This window comes from uncultured Intestinimonas sp., assembly GCF_944387725.1.
Classification (GTDB): Bacteria; Bacillota; Clostridia; order Oscillospirales; family Oscillospiraceae; genus Intestinimonas.
In genome coordinates, this window is record NZ_CALXGA010000034.1 from 1 (window position 1) to 20,380 (window position 20,380).

At 63.4% G+C, this 20,380-nt stretch carries 17 protein-coding genes, 2 pseudogenes and 3 riboswitches; of the genes and pseudogenes, 1 reads left to right on the forward strand and 18 read right to left on the reverse strand.

The window, feature by feature from the left end; genetic code table 11:
* The 4 genes from Q0K09_RS06395 to Q0K09_RS06410 all read right to left on the reverse strand — a co-directional run.
* Positions 1-389 (reverse strand): tRNA guanosine(34) transglycosylase Tgt (locus Q0K09_RS06395; protein WP_294474414.1); only part of this gene is annotated, 389 nt, incomplete at its 3' end.
* A 548-nt stretch (positions 390-937) separates the two neighbouring features.
* Positions 938-2,071 (reverse strand): aldo/keto reductase, encoded by a 1,134-nt coding sequence (locus Q0K09_RS06400; protein WP_294474416.1) that lies wholly within the window; start codon positions 2,069-2,071, stop codon positions 938-940.
* Positions 2,072-2,492: 421 nt separating this feature from the next.
* A complete protein-coding gene (locus Q0K09_RS06405; RefSeq protein WP_294474418.1) occupies positions 2,493-3,413 on the reverse strand; it encodes a phosphatidylglycerol lysyltransferase domain-containing protein in 921 nt (306 codons plus the stop codon).
* Positions 3,414-3,429: 16 nt separating this feature from the next.
* Positions 3,430-3,579, reverse strand: coding sequence for a hypothetical protein (locus Q0K09_RS06410; RefSeq protein ID WP_294474419.1), 150 nt, complete (start codon positions 3,577-3,579; stop codon positions 3,430-3,432).
* 491 nt (positions 3,580-4,070) lie between these two features.
* Here Q0K09_RS06410 and Q0K09_RS06415 point away from each other — a divergent pair, with 491 nt between their 5' ends.
* Complete coding sequence (locus Q0K09_RS06415) at positions 4,071-5,681, forward strand: GH25 family lysozyme (RefSeq protein ID WP_294474421.1); 1,611 nt, start codon at positions 4,071-4,073, stop codon at positions 5,679-5,681.
* Between the two features lie 124 nt (positions 5,682-5,805).
* On the opposite strand, the gene Q0K09_RS06420 is transcribed toward Q0K09_RS06415, so the two are convergent.
* From Q0K09_RS06420 to Q0K09_RS06490, 14 genes and pseudogenes are all read right to left on the reverse strand, one after another.
* On the reverse strand, positions 5,806-6,570 hold the full coding sequence (locus Q0K09_RS06420) for an ABC transporter ATP-binding protein (RefSeq protein ID WP_294474423.1): 765 nt from the start codon (positions 6,568-6,570) through the stop codon (positions 5,806-5,808).
* A complete protein-coding gene (locus tag Q0K09_RS06425; RefSeq protein WP_294474425.1) occupies positions 6,567-7,586 on the reverse strand; it encodes an ABC transporter substrate-binding protein in 1,020 nt (339 codons plus the stop codon). The genes Q0K09_RS06420 and Q0K09_RS06425 overlap by 4 nt, the downstream gene beginning before the upstream one ends.
* Before the next feature lie 3 nt (positions 7,587-7,589).
* Positions 7,590-8,372 carry an ABC transporter permease gene (locus Q0K09_RS06430; protein WP_294474427.1) on the reverse strand — a complete coding sequence of 261 codons (783 nt, stop codon included), beginning with the start codon at positions 8,370-8,372 and terminating at the stop codon, positions 7,590-7,592.
* On the reverse strand, positions 8,341-8,640 hold the full coding sequence (locus tag Q0K09_RS06435) for a thiamine-binding protein (RefSeq protein WP_294474429.1): 300 nt from the start codon (positions 8,638-8,640) through the stop codon (positions 8,341-8,343). Before Q0K09_RS06435 ends, Q0K09_RS06430 begins: the two co-directional genes overlap by 32 nt.
* Positions 8,641-8,769: 129 nt before the next feature.
* A riboswitch (TPP riboswitch) is annotated at positions 8,770-8,875 on the reverse strand.
* Between the two features lie 191 nt (positions 8,876-9,066).
* Positions 9,067-10,017, reverse strand: coding sequence for a succinylglutamate desuccinylase/aspartoacylase family protein (locus Q0K09_RS06440; protein WP_294474432.1), 951 nt, complete (start codon positions 10,015-10,017; stop codon positions 9,067-9,069).
* Between the two features lie 51 nt (positions 10,018-10,068).
* A complete protein-coding gene (locus tag Q0K09_RS06445; RefSeq protein ID WP_294474434.1) occupies positions 10,069-11,016 on the reverse strand; it encodes an ABC transporter ATP-binding protein in 948 nt (315 codons plus the stop codon).
* Complete coding sequence (locus tag Q0K09_RS06450; protein ID WP_294474436.1) at positions 11,009-11,791, reverse strand: ABC transporter ATP-binding protein; 783 nt, start codon at positions 11,789-11,791, stop codon at positions 11,009-11,011. The genes Q0K09_RS06445 and Q0K09_RS06450 overlap by 8 nt, the downstream gene beginning before the upstream one ends.
* A gap of 10 nt (positions 11,792-11,801) precedes the next feature.
* A complete protein-coding gene (nikC, locus tag Q0K09_RS10765; protein WP_365931657.1) occupies positions 11,802-14,261 on the reverse strand; it encodes a nickel transporter permease in 2,460 nt (819 codons plus the stop codon).
* On the reverse strand, positions 14,258-15,202 hold the full coding sequence (gene nikB / locus Q0K09_RS06465) for a nickel ABC transporter permease (RefSeq protein ID WP_294474439.1): 945 nt from the start codon (positions 15,200-15,202) through the stop codon (positions 14,258-14,260). The genes nikC and nikB overlap by 4 nt, the downstream gene beginning before the upstream one ends.
* 99 nt (positions 15,203-15,301) lie before the next feature.
* Positions 15,302-15,555: riboswitch (cobalamin riboswitch) on the reverse strand.
* Positions 15,556-15,867: 312 nt separating this feature from the next.
* The gene (gene metK, locus Q0K09_RS06470) at positions 15,868-17,052 is read right to left on the reverse strand and encodes a methionine adenosyltransferase (protein ID WP_294474440.1); all 1,185 of its coding nucleotides are present in this window, start codon (positions 17,050-17,052) and stop codon (positions 15,868-15,870) included.
* A gap of 113 nt (positions 17,053-17,165) precedes the next feature.
* Positions 17,166-17,265, reverse strand: a riboswitch (SAM riboswitch).
* Positions 17,266-17,325: 60 nt separating this feature from the next.
* Positions 17,326-17,827 (reverse strand): annotated as a pseudogene (locus Q0K09_RS06475) (SDR family NAD(P)-dependent oxidoreductase); the annotation flags it as partial.
* A gap of 67 nt (positions 17,828-17,894) precedes the next feature.
* A pseudogene (locus Q0K09_RS06480) lies at positions 17,895-18,657 on the reverse strand (carboxymuconolactone decarboxylase family protein).
* A gap of 30 nt (positions 18,658-18,687) precedes the next feature.
* Positions 18,688-19,812 carry an aldo/keto reductase gene (locus Q0K09_RS06485; protein ID WP_294474443.1) on the reverse strand — a complete coding sequence of 375 codons (1,125 nt, stop codon included), beginning with the start codon at positions 19,810-19,812 and terminating at the stop codon, positions 18,688-18,690.
* Positions 19,813-19,963: 151 nt separating this feature from the next.
* Positions 19,964-20,299 (reverse strand): flavodoxin, encoded by a 336-nt coding sequence (locus Q0K09_RS06490; RefSeq protein ID WP_365931661.1) that lies wholly within the window; start codon positions 20,297-20,299, stop codon positions 19,964-19,966.
* Between the last annotated feature and the right edge of the window lie 81 nt (positions 20,300-20,380).

The window sequence follows — 20,380 nt, forward strand, 5'->3', positions numbered from 1 at the left end:
CGCATGGACTCCTCCGGCCCCATAAAAATGCGCCGCCCGTCGATGTGGGAGGCGAAGGTGACCCCCTCCTCGGTGATCTTCCGCAGGCCGGAGAGGGAGAAGACCTGGAACCCGCCGGAGTCGGTAAGGATGGGGCCGTCCCAGTCCATGAACCGGTGGAGCCCCCCCATCTGCCGCACCACATCGTCCCCGGGCCGGAGGTGAATGTGGTAGGTGTTGGAGAGCTCAATCTGGCAGCCGATCTCCTTGAGGTCGTGGGCGGAGACCGCCCCCTTAATGGCCCCCTGGGTGCCTACATTCATAAATACGGGGGTCTGGACCTCACCGCCGTGGGCGCAGGTGAAGACGCCCCGCCTGGCGTGGCCCTCTGTTTGGATCACTTTGAACACGGTACCGCTCCTCTTTCTGTTTTCTCCGCCGGAGCCTCCCGGAGCCCTTGCCGCCGGCCGTCCTGACCTGCGGCGGACGCGGCGGCTCAGGCGGCTCCCGCAGGAGGACGCTTTGCGGTTGATTCAGCAGGCATTATTATAGCGTATGCGCCCTCTAAAAAGCAAGTGCCTCCGCCGCAGACTATGGGGAGCCCGCCCATCTAAGTATGCCCATGCCGATCCTCTGGCACAAAGGGGCCGCTCCTACCCTGCACCGGTGAGGAGCCTAGGGCTTGTTTGAAACATGTCAACATGCCCAACCGGCGGGTCTTTTGCCCCCTGGACGGCGCAATTTTTCCTTGAAATCCGCCAGGATTCCTGTGAAAAATTGCTTGCCAGCGGCCCAAAATCCCTCGCTGCCGGACACATCGCCAATTTTCAAACAAGCCCTAATCTCTTCTGTGCTCAGGTTCCAATCCCGCCCAGGTCATCGGCAAGTCCGGCGTCCCTGTTCCGGAACTCCACATTAAAGTGGTATTTTGTTGGGATTCATCGCCTGAAGGGGCTGGTTAGGCGCCCAGCTTGGATGTAAAGTCGGCCATGGCCTCGGAAATCTTGATCTGCTGGGGGCAGACCTTCTCGCAGCTCCGGCAGCCGATACAGGCGCTGGGCTGCTTATCCTGGGGGATGGCGGCAAGGGCCATGGGGGCCAGGAAGCCGCCGCCGGTGAAGCTGTGCTCATTGTAGAGGGCCAGCAGCTCCGGGATGTCCATCCCCTTGGGGCAGTGGCTGACGCAGTAATGGCAGGCGGTACAGGGCAGGGCGGTTTTGCTCACCATGCCCTTGGCCACCTCCAGCAGGCCCTCCATCTCCTGCCGGCTCAAGGGCCGTTCGGTCTGGAAGGTGGCGATGTTTTCCTTCATCTGCTCCAGGTCGGACATGCCGGAGAGGACCATGGTGACGCCCGGGATGCTCTGTAGGAAGCGGAAGGCCCAGGCGGGGATGGCCTCATCGGGGCGCATGGCCTTCAGCGGAGCCGCCTCCGCCTCGGTGAGCCGGGCCAGCCGGCCGCCCCGCAGGGGCTCCATCACCCACACAGGGATGTGGTACTGTCCCAGCAGCTCCACCTTCTCCTTCCCGTCCTGGAAGATCCAGTCGATGTAGTTGATCTGGAGCTGGCAGAACTCCATGTGCTTGCCGTAGGCCTCCAGGAACCGCTTGAGCACCGGCATGGCCCCATGGCAGGAGAAGCCCAGGTGCCGGATGCGGCCGTTCTTCTTCTGCTCCAGCAGGAAGTCCAGGATGCCGTATTGGGGGTCCAGGTAGGCGTCGATGTTCATCTCGCAGACGTTGTGGAAGAGGTAGAAGTCAAAATACTCCACGCCGCACTTTTTGAGCTGTTCCTCGAAGATTTCCCGGACCTTCCCCATATTGGACAGGTCGTAGCCGGGGAACTTGTCCGCCAGGTAGAACCGCTCCCGGGGATAGGCCGCCAGGGCCCGGCCCAGGACGGTCTCGGAGTGGCCGCCGTGGTAGCCCCAGGCGGTATCATAGTAGTTGACGCCGCTTTCCATGGCGCAGGCCACCATCTCAGCGGCGGCCTTTTCGTCCACCTTGGCGTCGTCCCCGTTCAGCACTGGCAGGCGCATACAGCCCATGCCCAGCGCGGACAGCTTCAAATCCTGAAAGCTCTCGTAGATCATTGTTTGTTTGCTCCTTCCCCGCACCCCTTGCGGAGGCCCTGCAGATCAATTTTTCATCCAGATTATAGACCAGATCCTCGGCCATGGCAAATACCGATTTTCAATGCTCTTCCATACCTGCCGCGTATTGAGGCCTCTCTGCCGGTTCCGCCCGGACCGGCAGAATCACACGCCTTCTCATGTTTATGGCAGCGCCGCACAAAGCGCACCTGGCGGCTTCGTGGGGTGCTGCCTTAAAATATTGTCTCACCTTTTGGGGCCGCTTCAGCGCCGGACGGCCCCCTTCCCCCTTCTCAAAGCGCCGCGCCATTTCCAGAAGCGGCCAGGGGTGAAAGCACGGCGGCTCCCGGTGGTCCAAGGTCCGAATCCTCCACTCCATGCCGCCGCAGAAGGGGCAGCGGCAACGCGGCTCAAGGCGTTTCTACCGGGGCACTGCGGAAAATTTCTCCACCATCCGGTCTGGGTAGTAGGACTCCTTGGCCTTCCGAAGGCCCTCCATGCCCATGTCGTTCTCCCGGTTCAGCCAGCGGACCTGTGGAAAGTGGTCCCGAATCCAGCGGGCAAATTCCCGGTTAATCATGGGATAGGCCCCCTGAATGTCGCTGTATGCCTTTTCAAAATGGATGTCAAAGGTGTCCGCTCCGATGGAACTGCCCATGGTGAAGGCGATCACCCGCCCCTCCACCCGGAGCAGTATCCCGGCCAGGCCCAGGGCCTCGTAGCGGGCAAAGGCCTTGGACATGGCGTGGCGCTCGTCCATCCGAGTGCGGGCCTCCTCCTCCTCGTCTGCGGTATCCAGGCTTCGGTAGCGGTGATTCCACTCCAGGTCCATCTCGGCGCACTCGGCCAGATTGTCCATGGTAATCTCCTCCACCTGCCAGTCCGGGTACCGCTCCAGGAACCGGTTGATGTGGTTGCGCTTGGCGTGGAGTTTTTTTCCGCCCAGGTCGGCCAGACGGTTGATCTCGTAGAGGTAGTCGAAGCCGTCCCGGTCCTCCGTAAACTGGTAAACGCCCGGGCGGAGGGCCTCCAGCTCCTGGACCTGATCCCGCGTCAGGCAGACAAAGCGGCAGACCTCTCCCCGGTCCCCGGCGTCCTTCTCCAGGGCCGCCAGCACCGGCTCCAGGGGGCCGCTGCCTGCGGGGAAGAGATATACCGGCCCGATGCTCCCCTGCAGGCGCTCCAGTACATAGCCGTCCATGCGGGCCACCTGCTGCCGGTAGGTCCCGCTCCACAGAAAAAGGGTGGCGAAGCTGTACTCACAGCCCTGGTTTCCAGATATGCGGAACCGCTCCTCCACCCAGCTCCGGTCTCCGATCTCCGGGTCTTGAAATGCGATCATAACGTTTGTTCTTCTCCTACTGTGTCAGTTTTTTGATGGTCAGGACATTCTTTCCATCTACACCATGTCTGCTGAAGAAACCGCAAAGGGGTTTCTTCGCGCGGCGCAGCCGCGCAATATTTCCCAAAACCGCCGAAAGCGGCGGTTTTGGGAAACATTCAGCCATTGCTGCAATGCGTCCTCCTGCGGCGGCATGGAGATGCCGCCGCAGGAGTGCAGGGGTTTTGGGCCTTTTCCGCCCAAGCCCCCTGCACCTGAACAAAGCCGCAAGCCTTGAAAGCCTCCGTTTTCAAGGCTTGCGGCTTTGTTCAGTGCGCATTGCATAGGCGGAATTCATATTCCCGCAGGCTGTCTTTGATTATAACGGAAATTTCCGCCACACTCAACCCCCTTTTCAAAAACGAAGTCAAATTGTCAGTCGTCCGGTGGAGGTCCCCGCAGAACGCCCCAGTACTCTGCAAGTTAGAGATTGTTCACAAAAAATTCATCTTTATCCGGCTCCCGGGGCTTGACGGACCCCCTCCCCAAGGTGATATGTTTATTCATGTCGTATTTTGCCGTTTCACCGGCCGCATCCTCTCAAACAAGCCCTAAGACAATCCCGCGCAAAGAGCGTCTGGCGGCTTTGAACGGTGCTGCCCCGAGAAAGGAGTCCCTATGTTTTCCAAACGCCTTCCCGCCCTCTTAACCGCTCTGTCCCTCTTTGTCCTGAACGTCCCCGCTGGGGCGGCTCCGGCGGCAGAGACCGCCTTTTCCGACGTCTCCCCCAGCGCCTGGTATGCCGGCTCCGTGGCCTACGTCCAGGGGCAGGGCCTTATGAGCGGAACCACCGAGACCCTCTTCTCCCCGGAGCTCCCCATGAGCCGGGCCATGCTGGCCACCGTCCTCTACCGCATGGCCGGCAGTCCGGCGGTGTCCGGAAGCGCCCCCTTTTCCGACGCCCAAGAGGACGCCTGGTATGCCAGCGCCGTCCTCTGGGCCCAGCAGGGCGCTTACATCAACGGCTATGACCCCCAGACCTTTGGCCCCAACGACCCGGTGACCCGGGAGCAGCTGGTCACCGTCCTGTGGCGCTATGCCGGCAGTCCCCAGGCCGGCGTCTCCACGCCCTTCACCGACGAGGGGGCGCTCTCCGCCTGGGCGGTCCAGGCCGTCCACTGGGCCGCCTCCGGCGGCCTGGTCACCGGGCGGCCCGGCAATCTCTTCGACCCCTCCACCCAGACCACCCGGGCCGAGACAGCCGCCCTTCTGACCCGCTACCTCCAGCAGGCCCCCCAGGAGGAGCCTGAGGATGCCGGCGCCCTCCTCCCGGAGACGGAGGCGCCCGCGTCCGAGACGCCGGAGGCAGAAGCCCCTTCGGAGAGCCCTCTCCCCACAGAGGAGCTCCCCGGCGCAGCCGGACCGGAGACCTCCGCCGAAACGCCGCCGGAAGCGTCGGAGACGCCGGAGAACAACGTCTCTCCTGGCGGCGGTCCCGCCCAGGAGACTCCCTCCGCTCCTTTGGAGGAAATCCCTTCCTCCGGGACGGAACCCCCCGGTGGAGAGGTGGAGGCCCCCCTGCCCCCGGAGGCCCCGGAGGCCCTCCCGCTCCATTCCTACGACAGCAGCCTCTTTGTGGTGGAGAACGGCTTTTTGATCTACCAGGGCGGCACTCCCAGCTATGTGGGGGTGGACGTCTCCTCCCACCAGGGAGAGATTGACTGGCAGCGGGTGGCCGCCGCCGGGGTGGAGTTCGCCATGATCCGGGTGGGCTACCGGGGATACACCGCCGGGAGCATCTACCAGGACAACTATTTCACCGCCAACATCACCGGGGCCCTGGAAGCCGGGCTGGAGGTGGGCGTCTACTTCTACTCCCAGGCCGTCACCACCCAGGAGGCTGCGGAGGAGGCCCGGCAGGTGCTGGAGTGGATTCAGGGCTACGACATCACCTACCCCGTGGTCTTCGACTGGGAGCGGATGAAGACCTCCTCCTCCCGGACCAAAGATACCCCCGGGGAGACCATCACCGCCTGCGCCCAGGTCTTCTGCGGCATCATCCGGGACGCGGGCTACACCGCCATGGTCTACTGCAACACCAACGACGTGGGCACCGATTTCTACCTCTCCCAGCTCCTGGACTACCCCTTCTGGCTGGCCCACTACACCGAGGACTGGGCCCCCACTTCCTATCCCTACTATTACCAGATGTGGCAGTACACCAGCAATGGGTCGGTGGACGGCATTCCGGGCCGGGTGGACCTGAACCTGTGCCTCACCGAATGGTGACCCCTCCGCCGCCTTCCCAAAGCTCCGCCGCTGTACAGGGCGCCCGCCCGGCGCACAAAAGGAGCCTCCCGCCCCGCGCAGCCAGCGCTTGGGCGGGGGGCTCCTTTGTTTTTTTGCGGGTCCTTTATCCCTGCCGCTCCAGCAGAGACAGAATCTGCTTTTTATACGCCAGAAACTCCCCGCACAGGGAAAATTCCAGATCCCGGGGCCGGGGAGGCTGGATGGTCAGCCCGGCGCTGATCCGCCCCGGCTGGCCCGAGAGGATGTAGATGCGGTCGGAGAGCAGGATGGCCTCGTCGATGTCGTGGGTGATGAAGAGGGTGGTGAGCTGGAGTTGGTCCATCATGCCCATGTACCAGCGGTGAATCTCCCGCTTGGTCAGGGCGTCCAGGGCCGAGAAGGGCTCGTCCAAAAGCACCACCCCCTGGGATCCCAGAAAGGTGCGGAGCAGTGCCGCCCGCTGGCGCATCCCTCCGGAGAGCTGGGCGGGGTACTTGTCCTGGGTCCCCTCCAGACCGAACTGGGCGAAGTAGCCCAGGGCCTTTTCCCGGGCGGCCCTGGGCTTCTCCCCCCGGATGACCAAGGGGAGGGCCACGTTGTCTGGAATCTTCTTGTGGGGGAGCAGCAGGTCCCGCTGGAGCATATAACTGATCTTCCCCGGCCGGCCGGTGATGTCCTCGCCCTGTAGGAGGACCCGGCCCGCCTCCGGCCGCTCCAGGCCGGATAGGGTATGGAACAGGGTGGTCTTCCCCGCCCCGCTGACCCCCAGAAGGCAGACCAGCTCCCCAGTCTCCAGATGGATGGAGATATCCTGAATGATGACCCGCCCGTCATAGGCCTTAGTGACGCCCTCCGCCCGGAGGGCGGAGGCAGACTCCTCTCCGCTCATTCTGGCAGGTAGTCGTTGGAGAAGCCTGTATTCTCCGGGATCTCCACGGCCACCAGGTCATTCTCGTTGAGCCAGTTGTAGAAGGCGTTCCAACGCGCCGGGTCGATGTAGCCCCACCGCGCCGCCTCCGCCTTGTACTGGTCCGCCATCCATTTCTGGCTCTCCACAATGAGCTCCTCGCTGGCGGAGAGGGAGCCGGTGGTGTCCCCATCAATGAGCATCTGGGCGGCCTCCTCGGGGTTCTCAATGGCATACTCATAGCCCTGGGCCACAGCGGACAGGAAGGCCCGGGCCGTGTCCGGGTCCTCCGCCAGGAAGTCGTTGTTGGCGATGATGATGGGGGTGTAGTAGTCGAAGACCGGGTCGATGTCCTTAAAATAGAAGTAGTCAAAATCCAGGCCGGAGAGCCGGGCCGAGATGCCGCCCCAACCGTAGTAGATCCAGATGGCATCGGTGAGGCCCTCCCGCAGGGCCCCGGCCTCGTCCTCCAGGGTGTAGGGGATGAGCTCCACCTTGGAGAAGTCCCCGCCGTCGGCCTCCACCACCTGCTTCATGATGGCCAGCTCGATCTCCCCGTTATAGGTGGAATAGCGCTGGCCCTCCAGACCCTTGGGACGGTCCATCCCCTCCCCCGCCCGGGAGATGATGCCGGAGGTGTTGTGCTGGAGCAGGGCGGCCACAGCCGTAACCCCCAGAGGGTCCTCCCGGGCGAAGGCGGCGGCCAGGTTGTCCTGCACCGTCACGGCAAACTCCACCTGGCCGGCGGCGCAGATGGCGGTGGCCCCGTCCTCCGGGGGCTGGACGATGGAGACCTCCAGCCCGGCCTCCTCAAAATAGCCCAGGGACTGGGCCACATAGAGGCCGGTGTGATTGGTGTTGGGGGTCCAGTCCAGGCAGATGGTCACCGGCGTCAGGTCCTCCCCCGCCGGCTGCTGGGCCTGCCCGCCGCAGGCGGCCAGGCTCAGGGCCAGAGACGCGGCCAGCACCGCCGCCCCCATTTTCTTTCTGTATGTCATGGTCTAATCGTTCCTCTCAATTTTTTCATAGGCCTCCCAGGGCATGGCCAGCCGCCGCAGCAAGGTCACCAGGGCCATGAGCAGCAGGCTCACCGCCACAATGAAGAGGATGACGGCGAACATCCGGTCAAAGGCGTAGGCCTTCCGCACCCGGGTCATGTAGACCCCCAGGCCCTCGAAGCCCCCCAGCCATTCGGAGATCACCGCCCCCACCACGGCGTAGGACACCGAAACCCGCAGGCCGGAAAAGAAGTAGCTCAGGGCGGTGGGAAACTCCAGGTGGCGGAAGATCTGCCACCGGCTGGCCCCCATGGAGCGCAGCAAATCGGCGGCGGCCTTGTCGGTGCTGGCATAGCCCTCCAGCAGACTCACCGCAATGGGAAAGAAGGTGGTCAGGGCCACCAGGGTCACCTTGGGGGCCATGCCGAAGCCCATCCACAGCACCAGCAGAGGCGCGATGGCCACGGTGGGGATGGTCTGGGTCACCACCAGCAGGGGATAACAGGCCCGGTAGAGGGCCCGGACCCGGTGCATCAGGGTGGCCAGAACCAGGGCCACGGCGATGCCGATGCCCAGGCCCAGGGCGGCCTCCTGGAGGGTGACGGCGGCGTTATCCAGGAGGGTGGGAAACTCGCTCACCAGAGCCGCGCCCACCTGGGCCGGGGACGGGAGCATGAACTCGGGCACCAGCCCCCCCTCGCTGGCAATCAGCCAGACGGCCAGCACCGCCGCCAGAGCCAGCAGAGGCGGCAGCTTACTGGTGATGCTTGGTGACCTTTTCATCAATGGTCAGCACGGCGCCGTGGGGCTTGTAGACCAGCTTGACGTAGGCGGAGACCTTTTCACTGCCGGCCTTGGCCGCCACATCCATGCAGTGCTCCAGAATGTCGATGAGCTGGTGCAGGTCGTCCCCCTCGACGGACGTCTCACTGGGCCCCACATAGTAGTGCAGGCCGGTGGAGCGGATATAGTCGATAACCTCGTCCACAATGCGGACGGCCTCGCGGTCGCTCTGCTGGTTGGGCTCGATTTGGATGGCGATGCTTGCTTTCATGAGAAAAACCTCCATACCGGGAGGGCCGGCGGGCGGCCCTTTGGGTCCGGTTTCCCGCCCCTCCCCAAAATAAAAATCGGAACACCCGCCAAGCCCACGCCATACGGATGCTCCGATTACGATACAGATTCCCTTCGGAAACGGCCTTCCTACGTTGGCATTACCAAACAGGTTCAAAGGGTCTAGGGCCTTTCGCCCTACTCTCAGCCGCGCGGCAGCTCCCCTGGCTAATCAACTTGTCGTTGGTTCCGGGGACGATCTCTCGCCCTTAGAACTATTATACGCGCTTCCCCCGGAAAAGGCAAGGAAAAAAATAGATGACCGCCGCACCGTGCGCTTTTCCGGCAAAATTGCGCGGTTCAAGGGTGCAAAAGCTCCGCCGGCTGGGCATATTGTCCCGAACAATCAAGATCAGGCCCCGCCTGCTCAAGGCAGCACGCCGTAGGCCACCATGGGTCCGTCCTTCAGCACCGGCAGGCTGGCCGTCTGGTAGAGGACCACCCCGTCCGCCCTGGCCACGCAGGTGTGGAGCCGCTCCCCAAAGCAGTCCCGAACCTCCCCCAGGACAGTTCCCCTGGCAAAGCGGTCCCCCGGCCGCAGGGCCGGATACCAGCAGCCTGTCTCTGGAGCAGTCTCATAGACCGCCTCCCGCAGCACCAGCTGGTCCCGGACCGGCTCCCCCGCCTCCGGCGGAGCCTCCAGGACCCCCAGATAGGCGAGGATGCGTCTGACATCCCTCTTGTCCGCCTCCACCTCCGCCCGGCTCCAGAGACCGCCCCCGCCCCGCTCGATGAGGACAGAGGGAATCCCCATACCGCTGGCGTGGTTGTAGGCCCCGCCTGTGGTGAGGGGGGACTCCACCAGATACTCCGCCTCCACCCGGCGGGCTATTTGAAAGGCCCGCTCCCGCACGCTTTTTTCCACCGGGCCCACATAGTAGGCGTAGGGGTGCAGGGCCTCGTAGCCGTCGCCGGAGTGGAGGTCGATGTAAACGTCCGCCCTGGACAGGAGCTCCGTCACAATGGCGTGACAGATTTGCTCCGCCGGGGTGCCGCTGGGCGTGCCTGGGAACTCCCGGTTCAGGTTTTTCTGGTCCTCGTAGACCGTGCTCATGGTCCGGTGAGCAAAGCCGCTGACATTGACCAGGGGAGCCAGAATCACCGTCCCCCGGAGCTGCTCCGGCGCAAGCTCCCGGGCCAGCTCGATCCCCGCCTGAATCCCCACATACTCCGCGCTGTGAATCCCCGCGGTGACCAGAACCGTCTCCCCCTCCCCGCCGCGGATGACGGTAAGGGGGAGCTCGTGGCCGCAGCCCTCCACCCGCAGTACGCCTGATTGCTTTTCCCCCGGACGGATTTCTAATGTTCCCAGCTTCATGACTGCTTTTGACCTCCTCCTCCGCCGGTCCGGCGCAATGTGTGACAAGTCTTAATAAAGGTGACAGGCCACGGTGTGGCCCGGTGCGACAACCGTTGTGGGCGGCTCCTCTGCGGAGCAGCGCTCCATACGGCGGGGACAGCGGGTGTGAAAGGGACAGCCCAGGGGCCGGTGGGTGGGGCTGGGCGCCTCACCGGACAGAGGGGCGATGGCTTTGCCGGGGGGCGTATGCAGAGAGAATACCGCCTCCAGCAGGCCCTGGGTATAGGGGTGGACCGCGTCCGCCGCCAGGCGGGCGCTGGGGAGGCTCTCCACCACAGTGCCCAGGTACATGACAGTAATGCGGTGGGACAGGGACTGCACTAGGGCCAGGTCGTGGCACACGAACAGGATGGACAGATTTTGCTTTTTTTGGAGTGACACCAGCAGTTCCACCAGCTGGGCCTGGGTGGACACGTCCAGGGCAGAGGTGGCCTCGTCGCACAGAAGCACCTCCGGCTCCAGGGCCAAGGCCCGGGCGATGCCCAACCGCTGCCGCTGGCCGCCGCTCATGGAATGGGGATAGCGGTCCAGGAAATCGACAGGCAGCTCCACCCGCTCCAGCAGGCGGGCGGCCTGTTCCCGCCTCTGAGCGCGGGAAAGGGGGTGAAAGCTGCGCAGAGGCTCAGTCACCGCGTCCCACACACGCATACGGGGGAAAAAGGCTGCGGCGGAGTCCTGAAAAATCATCTGAACGTGGGGACGGTGGCGGCGCAGCGCCTCCCCCCTCAGTCCGGTGATTGTTTCTCCCTGAAAGAGCAGCTCCCCCTCGTCCGGCCGCTCCAGCTGGGCCAGCATACGCACCAGGGTGCTCTTGCCGCAGCCGCTTTCCCCGACGACGCCCAATGTCTCACCGGGAAAGAGCTGGAGCCCTACCCGGCGGCAGGCCGTCAGGGTGCGGCCGTCGGGCCTCCGGTAGCGCCGGGTCAGCCCCCGGCCCTCCAGAATACACTCAGACATCCCACATACCTCCCAAATCCGGAACGGACCGGAGCAGCTGTTGGGTATAGGGCTCCTCACTGCGGAGCAGATGCTCCCGGTCCCCCTGGTCCGTGATCCTCCCGCTGCGCATCACCACAATATGGCCGGCCATGTAGGCGGCCACCGCCAGGTTGTGGGTGACCAGCAGTACGGCGGTGCGGCAGGCGTCCCGCAGCTCCAGAAGCTGCCGGACGATCTGGGCCTGGGTGGTCACATCCAGGGCGGAGGTGGGCTCGTCCGCCAGGAGGAGCCTGGGCCGGAAGGTCATGGCCATGGCGATGCCCACCCGCTGGCGCTGTCCGCCGCTGAGCTGGAAGGGATAGGAGGCCAAAATGCTCTCAGGATTGGGCAGGCCCATCCGCCCCAGCATCTCCCCGGCCAACTCCGCCGCTTCCCGTCTGGACAGGGCGCTGTGGGCACGGATGTACTCCCGGAACTGAGAGCCCACGGTGCGGATGGGGTTGAGCATGGCGCCGGAGTCCTGGAAGATCACAGAGATTTCCTTCCCCCGCAGCCGGCCCCACTCCCGGCGGCTCAGGTCCAGCAGGGAGCGCCCTTCAAAGTTCACCGTCCCGCCCTCCACCGTTCCGCCGGGGGGCAGCAGGCCCAGGATGGTGCGTACAGCGGTCGTCTTCCCGCTGCCGCTCTCCCCCACCAGAGCCACCACCTCCCCCCGCTCCATGTGGAGGGAGAAGTCAGACAGCGCGGACACGCCCCCGGCGTAAGATACGCTCAGATGTTGGATATCCAGCATAATATGCCCCTCAGGCGGCCGGCGCGATATCGCTGGTGAGCCAGTAGTAATCAATGGTGGCGATCTCCGCGCCGGTGACCGCGTCCACCCGGCTGAACATGCGGCTGTTGTAGTAGCCGTGGACAATGACGGCGGCATCGTCAATGAGAATCTGCTGCATACGGGTGATCAGCGCCAGCCGCTCGTCTGGATCTGTGGCCACCTCCAGGGCCTCATAGCAGGCGTCGTACTCCGGACTGCTGTAATAGCCGTAGCTCTGGGAGTTGCCCGAGTACCAGCAGCCCAGGAAGTCCTGGGGATCGCCGGTGCCCACCGTGGTGGTGTTAGCGGTGACCAGGTCGAACGCCCCGGCGTTCTGGAGGGCGGTGATGGTGTCGTAGTCGCTGACGGTCAGGGTGACGCCGATGCCGATCTCCTGGAGCTGAAGGGAGATCGCCTCGGCAAAATCGTTCAGGTTGCGGCTGGTGTAGGCCAGATAGACCAGGTTCAAATTCTCCCCGTCCAGCTCCCGGATACCGTCTCCGTCAGTATCCACAATGCCTGCCGCGTCCAGAACGGCCTTGGCGCGCTCCACGTCGTAGGGGTAGGGGTTGGTGAGCTGGTCGTAGTTGTAGGCCAGGGCGGACGGGAGCACGGAAAAGCCGGCGGTGTACATGCCCGCCACGGTGACTTCACACATGGTATCGTTGTCCAGCGCCATGAGAATGGCCTGCCGCAGGGCCTCACTGCCCAGGGGACCGTTGAAGTTCATATAGGAGCTGCCCACCCGCACGCCGGCGGCGGTGGAGATGTAGTAGGCCGGGTCGGCCTCCAGCTTCTGGAGGTCGCTGGCGGTGGTGATGTTCTCCACCAGGTCCACGTCTCCGCTCTGGAGGGCCATGGCTTTGGTGGAGCTGTCCTTGATGAACACGATGGATACGGTGTCGTAGGGCGCCGGACCATTCCAGTAGTACGGGTTTCTGGACATCTCCACACCCACGCCGGGCCGCATACTGTCCACCTGGTAGGGGCCGGTGCCCACCACCTGCCGGTCGATCACCGTCACATCGATGACGCCGAAATAGGGGTAGGCCAGGATGCCGGGCAGGTTGCTGGTGGGCTTCTGGCAGATGACGGTGAGGACGCCTGCCTCATCGTCGGCGGAAAAGGAGGGTTCAGGCAGATAGATCTCCGGGTTGGAGTTGCCGGCGCCGCCGCGTGCGGTGTCGGTCTCGGCGTACAGACGCTCAAAGGCGGCCTGGACCGCAGAGGGGGTAACGGGAGTTCCGTTGGAGAACTGCACCCCGTCCCGGATGTGGAGGGTCCAGGTGGTGTAGTCATCGGAGGCCTCATAGTCGTCGCACAGCCAGGGCTGGGCCGCCACCTGCCTGTCAAAGCGGAACAGGCATTCCGTAATGCCGTAGCGCATGGCGGCCCAGCTTGAGTTCACCGTGACCACAGGGTCCAGGGAGTCCGAGTAGCTGTAGCAGCCAAAGTTTAGGTGGCTGGCCGCTGTCCCGCCGGAGGGGCCGGCGCCGCTTCCGGCGGATTGGCTGCCGCAGCCGGACAGGAGGCCCGCCGCCAGGGCCGCCGTCAGCAGCAGGGCTGCAGTGCGCAGGGACATCTTCTTGATTCCTTTCATCTGTTTCCCTCTTTTCATCCGTTTTGCACCGGGGAGGCCATCGTCCTCCCTGGGGTCCAGAAGGTCGCGGAGGCTGTCCCCCAGCAGGTTAAAGACCGACACAGTCAAAAAGATGGCCAGGCCGGGGAACACCATAAGCCAGGGGGCGGATTCCATATAGGCCCGGCCCTCGTTGAGCATATACCCCCACTCGATGGAGGTGGACTGGGCCCCCAGGCCTAGGAAGGAAAACCCGGCCAGCTCCAGCATCATGCCCCCCACATCGGTGGCGGCGGTGATGACCAGGGTTGGCAGGGCCGAGGGGAGCATGTAGCGCAGGAGGATATCCCATTCCCGAACGCCGGAGACGCGGGCGGCCAGCACATAGTCCTGGTGCTTTACCTTCAGCACCAGGCTGCGTGCCAGACGGGCGTATTTGGTCCAGCTCACCGCCATGATGGCCAGGATGGCGCTGGTGAGGCTGCCTCCCATCAGACCAGCCAGGGCGATGGCCAGGGCCATGCCGGGAAAGGAGACCATCATGTCCGCAATGCGCATGATGACCGCCTCCACTGGCCCGCCGGCAAAGCCGGCCACGATGCCCAGCGCTCCCCCCACGGCCAAAATGCCGGCCACCAGGATCAAAGTGGAGAGAATGGAGGCGCGGGCGCCGTAGATCACCCGGGAGAACAGGTCGCGGCCCATCCGGTCGGTGCCGAACCAGTGTTCGGAGCCGGGGGGCTGGACGGCGTTGGCCAGTACGGCCTCCCGGGGGTTGTGGGTGGCGATGAGAGGGGCCAGGACAGCCACCAGGACGATGGCCAGGGTCAGGAGGCTGAAGATCAGGAACCGCTTTTGTGCCCGGTTCATGCCGGCCCCTCCTTTCGCAGACGGGGATCCAGCCGGTGATAGGCCAGGTCCACCGCCAGGTTCACCGCCATATAGATGAGGGCAATCCACAGCACATAGCCCTGGATGAGGGGGTAGTCCATAGAGGTGATGGCGTCGATGGCCAGGCTGCCCAGGGCGGGATAGGAGAAGATGACCTCCACCACGGCAGTCCCCCCCAGCAGGGAGCCCAGAGACAGGCCCAGAATGGTGAGGAGGGGGAGCACCGCATTGGGGAGCACGTGCCGCCAGAGGATACACCCCTCGGACAGTCCCCGGGCCCGGGCCCCGGCCACATAGTCCTGCCGCAGCTCCTCCAGAAGGGCGGCCCGCACCTGCCGGGCGTACTTGCCCGCCATGGCCAGGGCCAGGGTGAGGGCGGGAAGGATCAGGCGCTGGAAGTTCATCTGTGTGGACACCACAGGGAGCAAGTGAAGCTTCATGGCCACCACATAGAGCAGCAGCAGGCCCACCCAAAAGTTTGGCATGGAGATGCCCACAAAGGTGATGCCTCGCAGCAGGTAGTCCAGGCGTGTATTCTGCCGGAGGGCCGAGAACATGCCGATTGGCACAGCCAGCGCCACCATCATCACCAGAGACAGCAGGGCCAGCTGGACGGTGGGCCAAACCCGCTCCAGCAGCAGGCCGGACACCGCAAGCCCCTGGGAGTAGGATGTGCCAAAGTCCCCCCGGAGGCAGCCCGCCGCCCAGCGGACATACTGCACCAGAAAGGGATCGTTGAGGCCCATCTCCTCCCGGGTCTGCTCCAACACCTCCTCCGGCGGGATGCTGCCGCTGACGGCGTACATGGCCCGCACCGGGTCGCCGGGGGCCGCGTACATCAGCAGAAAGCTGAGAAAGCTCACCCCAATCACCACCAGGAGGATATGCAGCAGCCGGTAAAGCACGCGCTTTTTCGTCAAGTCTCTCACCTCACCGCGCAAAATCAAAAGCGGCTGCACCGGAAATCACCGGCACAACCGCTTTTTTGTGCTCCCAAAGGACAATGGAGGCTCCTCCCCCATTGCCATATCAAATCGTGTAAGTCTCCTGACTCGCGTTAGGGAGAGAAGGCTCTCCTGCGCCTGTATCCTACCTTCCCATGGGCAAGCCCACAGTGGCGGACTTTCGTCCAGACGGCGAATCGGCTTCGCCGCTTCGGTACAGTCTCACGCTCACAGTGCCGGCAGCGCGGGGCTTTTGCACCCCATTCCATCTAACACCTGCCCCTGGAAAATCCGTTGCGGGGCAGGCGACACGACCTTTTTTCTCAGTATAGCATATCGAGACCGGAAAAGCAAGGGCTTTCTTGACCAGGACTGGGACACGCCGGGCACATTGCGATATCTCAGACAAGCCCTAGGGCTTGTTTGAAAATTGGCGATGTGTCCAGCAGCGAGGGATTTTGGGCCGCTGGCAAGCAATTTTTTCGCAGGAATCCTGGCGGATTTCAAGGAAAAATTGCGCCGTCCAGGGGGCAAAAGCCCCGCCGGTTGGGCATGTTGACATGTTTCAAACAAGCCCTAAGCGCAGACTTGAAGCTGAAAAATCACAGTGCTGCCAAAAGTGCCGCATGGGCTGGTTGGGCTTACAGGTACTGTTTCAGCTCCTCGGCCCGGTCGGTCCGCTCCCAGGGGAGATCCAGGTCGGTCCGGCCAAAGTGGCCGTAGGCCGCCGTCTGCCGGTAGATGGGCCGCCGGAGGTCCAGGTCCCGGATAATGGCGGCGGGGCGCAGGTCGAAGTGGCGGGTGACAATCTCGGCCAGCCGGTCGTCGGGCAGAGCCCCGGTGCCGAAGGTGTCTACCAGCACCGAAACCGGGTGTGCCACGCCGATGGCGTAGGCAATCTCGATCTGGCAGCGGCGGGCCAGGCCGGCGCAGACCAGATTCTTGGCGGCGTACCGGGCCATGTAGGCGGCGGAGCGGTCCACCTTGGTGGGGTCCTTACCGGAGAAGCACCCGCCGCCATGGGCGGCGGAGCCGCCGTAGGTGTCCACGATAATTTTCCGCCCGGTGAGGCCGGTGTCCCCCACAGGGCCACCCACCACGAAGCGCCCGGTGGGGTTGACGTAAATCTTGGTCCCGGCGTCCAGGTATTGGCTGGGGATCACGGGCCGGATGATGGTCTCCACCACCGCCTCCCGCAGGTCCTTGAGGGCGATGTCCGGGTCGTGCTGAGTGGAGACCACCACGGCGGGGCAGCGGAGGACCCTGCCCTCCTCGTCGTACTCCACGGTGACCTGGCTCTTGCCGTCGGGCCGCAGCCAGGGGATCTCCCCGCTCTTGCGGACCTGGGCCAGGCGGCGGGCGATCCGGTGGGCCAGGGAGATGGGGGCGGGCATCAGCTCCTCGGTCTCGTCACAGGCATAGCCGAACATCATGCCCTGGTCCCCGGCTCCCACCAGGTCCAGGGGATCGTCATCGCCCCCCTGCTGGACCTCGTAGGACTGGTTGACCCCCATGGCGATGTCAGGGGACTGCTCGTCAATGGCGGTCAGGACAGCGCAGGAGCGGTAGTCAAAACCGTAGGCGGGGTCGGTGTAGCCGATGCCCTTCACGGTCTCCCGGACGATGGCGGAGATGTCTGTGTAGTGGCTGGTGGAGATCTCTCCCATGACCACCACCATGCCGGTGGTGGTGAAGGTCTCGCAGGCCACATGGGCTTCGGGATCGCTGGCCAGAATGTCGTCCAGAACGGCGTCGGAAATCTGGTCGCAGACCTTGTCGGGATGTCCCTCGGTGACAGACTCGGACGTAAAGACTCGGTGACTCATAAATTGGCTTCCTTTCTTTTTCTGTTTGGGTGGACGGGGCTGGACCCCGTACGGCTTGATGCGATTTTCCGACAAAAAGCGCCCCGCAGCAGCGGAGCGCATGAAAGCATTCATCCTCATCTTTCGAGCTCTGCCGCCGGATTTGGCACCTTGCGGACCTCCGCAGGTTGCCGGGCTTCATCGGGCCGTTCCCTCCGCCACTCTTGATAAGGGGATTCAGTTGTCGGCTTTATTATAGCTTCCCCGTCAGGGCTTGTCAAGGGGGATTTTTACATGGAGGGTGTCGCGGCTGTGCTCAGGCTGGAGGATATCCAGTTTTAAAAGCTCCTCGGTGGGGGTGCAGGCCAGTTGCTCATCCTCTGTGGGAGTAAGGGTGCTCATCCGGTGGCCGGACTGAATGGAGATAGTGACCCCCACGCCGCCGGGGGCGATGACCTTGCCCACCTCCTCCCGCAGAACGGCAGTGCCATAGAGATCTACCTTCAGGATGGCCTTGATGGGGGCCTGGCTGGGGGGAGACGCCGGCGGCGTTGACCAGCATGGTAATGGGGCCGTGCTTCTGAGTCTCCGCAATCAGGGCCTGAATGGATGCCCGGGAGGACAGATCCATCTCCTGGGCCACGGTGTCAAAGCCCGCCTGGTTCATGATCTGGGAAATGGCCTGAGCATTCTCCGGTTTCTTATCTCCAATCACGATCTTCATGCCATAGCCCATCCGGCGGGCGACGGCCATGCCGATCTGTCCGGCGCCCGTTAAAATCATGACGTTTTTCATGGAAAACAACTCCTTTTTCACTGGAACGGCGAAGCACGCTTGCCCGGCCGTCCCAGCCTTCTCCGCGTTATGCGTTCTCCTGGGAGGCGGCTTCGTTGACACAGCGCAGGGCGTTCAGACTGCGGGGGCAGCCGATATAGGGCAGGCACTGGGAGAGGACCTTGATGAGGAACGCCTTGTCATTGCCAATCCGCAGATTGGCGGCGGCGTGGGAGGTAAGCTGGGGCTCACATCCGCCCTGGGGCGGAGAGAAAGCAGAAGGTAATCATCTCCCGCTGCCGGTAGTCCAGCCCTTTGCGGGTGTAGTAGTCCCCAAAGCAGTTGTCCGAAAGCCACTTGTTGATGTGGCGGCTCTCCTCCGGACCCGACTTGGAAAAGCCCCGCATCCCCTGGCCGAAGATGTCTACCTGGGCCTGCTCGCCGGCCTCCAGCCGGTCCTCCAAGGTGGTCGTGGCCTGCCCCTCCAGGGGCAGCTTCACACCCCGGGCTGTGAGGATGTCATTGACCGCGTGGAGGAAGGGGAGCACCCGGCCGATGCCCAGATAGGCTGCGGCCTGATAGACGATCTCCTTGACCTCCACCGGCGTCACCCCAAAGTTCAGGGCGGCGGGCAGCATGAACTTGAACTCGTCCATGCCCTGACAGCCCAGCAGCGTGGCCAGAATGGCCATCATTCGGGTGCGGCCGTCCAGGTCATCCTGATTCACCACCTCGTCAAAGGCGAAGTTGTCGAACCGCTCGATAAACTCCGGGTCCGTCTCCTGAAAGGGGGAGTGATAGCCGGGGAACAGTTTCTCGTGATACTGCTTGGCAGCCTCTGTCATGCTCATGAGAATCACCTTTTCTTTTTCAAAATTGCGTCAATCAAACTGGGATGCGCAGTCCTTCAGATGGTCGATGACCGGCAGCTGCTGGGGGCAGGCCCTGACGCACTGGCCGCAGGCGATACAGTCGCTGGCCTTTCCGCCGTTTTCCACTGCCTTGGCGTAGTCCGCCTTCCCCTCTTCCAGCTGGCCCCAGAGGAGCTGCTTGTTCCGGGCGGCGAAGATCTCCGGGATGGGGATGTGCTTGGGGCAGCCGGCGGTGCAGTAGTGGCAGGCGGTGCAGGGGATGGACTTTACCCCGTTGATGACCTCCTGGACCTTCTGAATGGCCGCCCGCTCTGTCTCGTTCAAGGGCTGGAAATCCTTCATGTAGGCGAGGTTGTCCTCCATCTGCGTCAGGTTGGACATCCCGGAGAGGACGGTGATAATGCCGTCCAGGGAGGCGGCATACCGGATGGCCCAGGAGGCAAGGGAGGCGTCGGGATCCACCGCCCGGAAGATGTCCTGGACTGCGGGAATGGGGTTGGCCAGGGCGCCGCCCTTGATGGGCTCCATGACCACGATGGACTTGCCGTGCTTCCGGGCCACCTCATAGTTGGCCCGGGCGGTGACGGCCGGGTTCTCCCAGTCGGCATAGTTAAGCTGGAGCTGGACGAACTCCGAGTCTGGGTGGGCGGTAAGCACCTCATCCAAGATCTCCGGCGTGGCGTGGAAGGAGAAGCCCCAGTGCTTGATAAGGCCCTTTTCCTTCTGCTCCCGCACAAAGTCCCAGAGGTGGTACTTGTCATAGGTCTTGTAATTTCCGGCCTGAAGGGCGTGGAGGAGGTAGTAGTCAAAATACCCCGCGCCGGTGCGCTCCAGGCTGGTGGTAAACTGCTGCTTAGCGCTCTTTTCATCGTGGGCCCCCATCCAGGCGCACAGCTTGGTGGCCAGGGTGTAGCTCTCCCGGGGATAGCGGTCCACCAGGGCAGCCTTGGCCGCCCGCTCGGATCCGCCGTCGTCGTAGACATAGGCGGTGTCGAAGTAGGTCTGCCCGGCGGCCATGAACTGGTCCACCATCTCCTTGACCTGCTCAAGGTCAATGTTCCCCTTTTTGTCCTTGGGCAGCCGCATCAGGCCAAAACCCAGCTTGGGGGTGTTTGCTCCAAAATACGCTTCCACAATATCCTCCTTATTGTAATGCATTGGTTTATATGGATGATTTACCGCCGTGTCCGCCGAATGCGGCAAAGCTCCCGGGGTCCAGTTTGGGCGTGCTCCTCCGTCGTCAGGGGCCGCAGGGCCGTTCTCCCTGGGCATCCATCCTCCCTTCTTACACCAGCTTCCTGACCCAGGCCTCCACCTTACTCTGGGACTGGGCGGCTTCAGCCCCGTGGATGGAGATCCCCTTCTCCACTGTCGCGCCCCAGCAGGCCCGCTTCAAATCCCCCTCGCTGTCGCCCAGGCCGCTGCCCTCGTTGGTGCAGAAGGGACAGATCCGCTTGCCGGACCAGTCATAGTGCTCCAGAAAGGTGAACATGGCCATGGGCATGGTTCCCCACCAGTTGGGATAGCCCACAAAGATGGTGCCGTACCCATCCAAACTGTCCAGATACGCTTTCAGCTCCGGGCGGGCGTTCTGCCGCAGCTCCGCCTTGGCCGTGTCGATGCAGGCTTAGGGCTTGTTTGAAAAATCAGGAGGCTTGTACTAAAGCAACAAAATAGCAATGGCGGCAAGGTAAACGAAGGC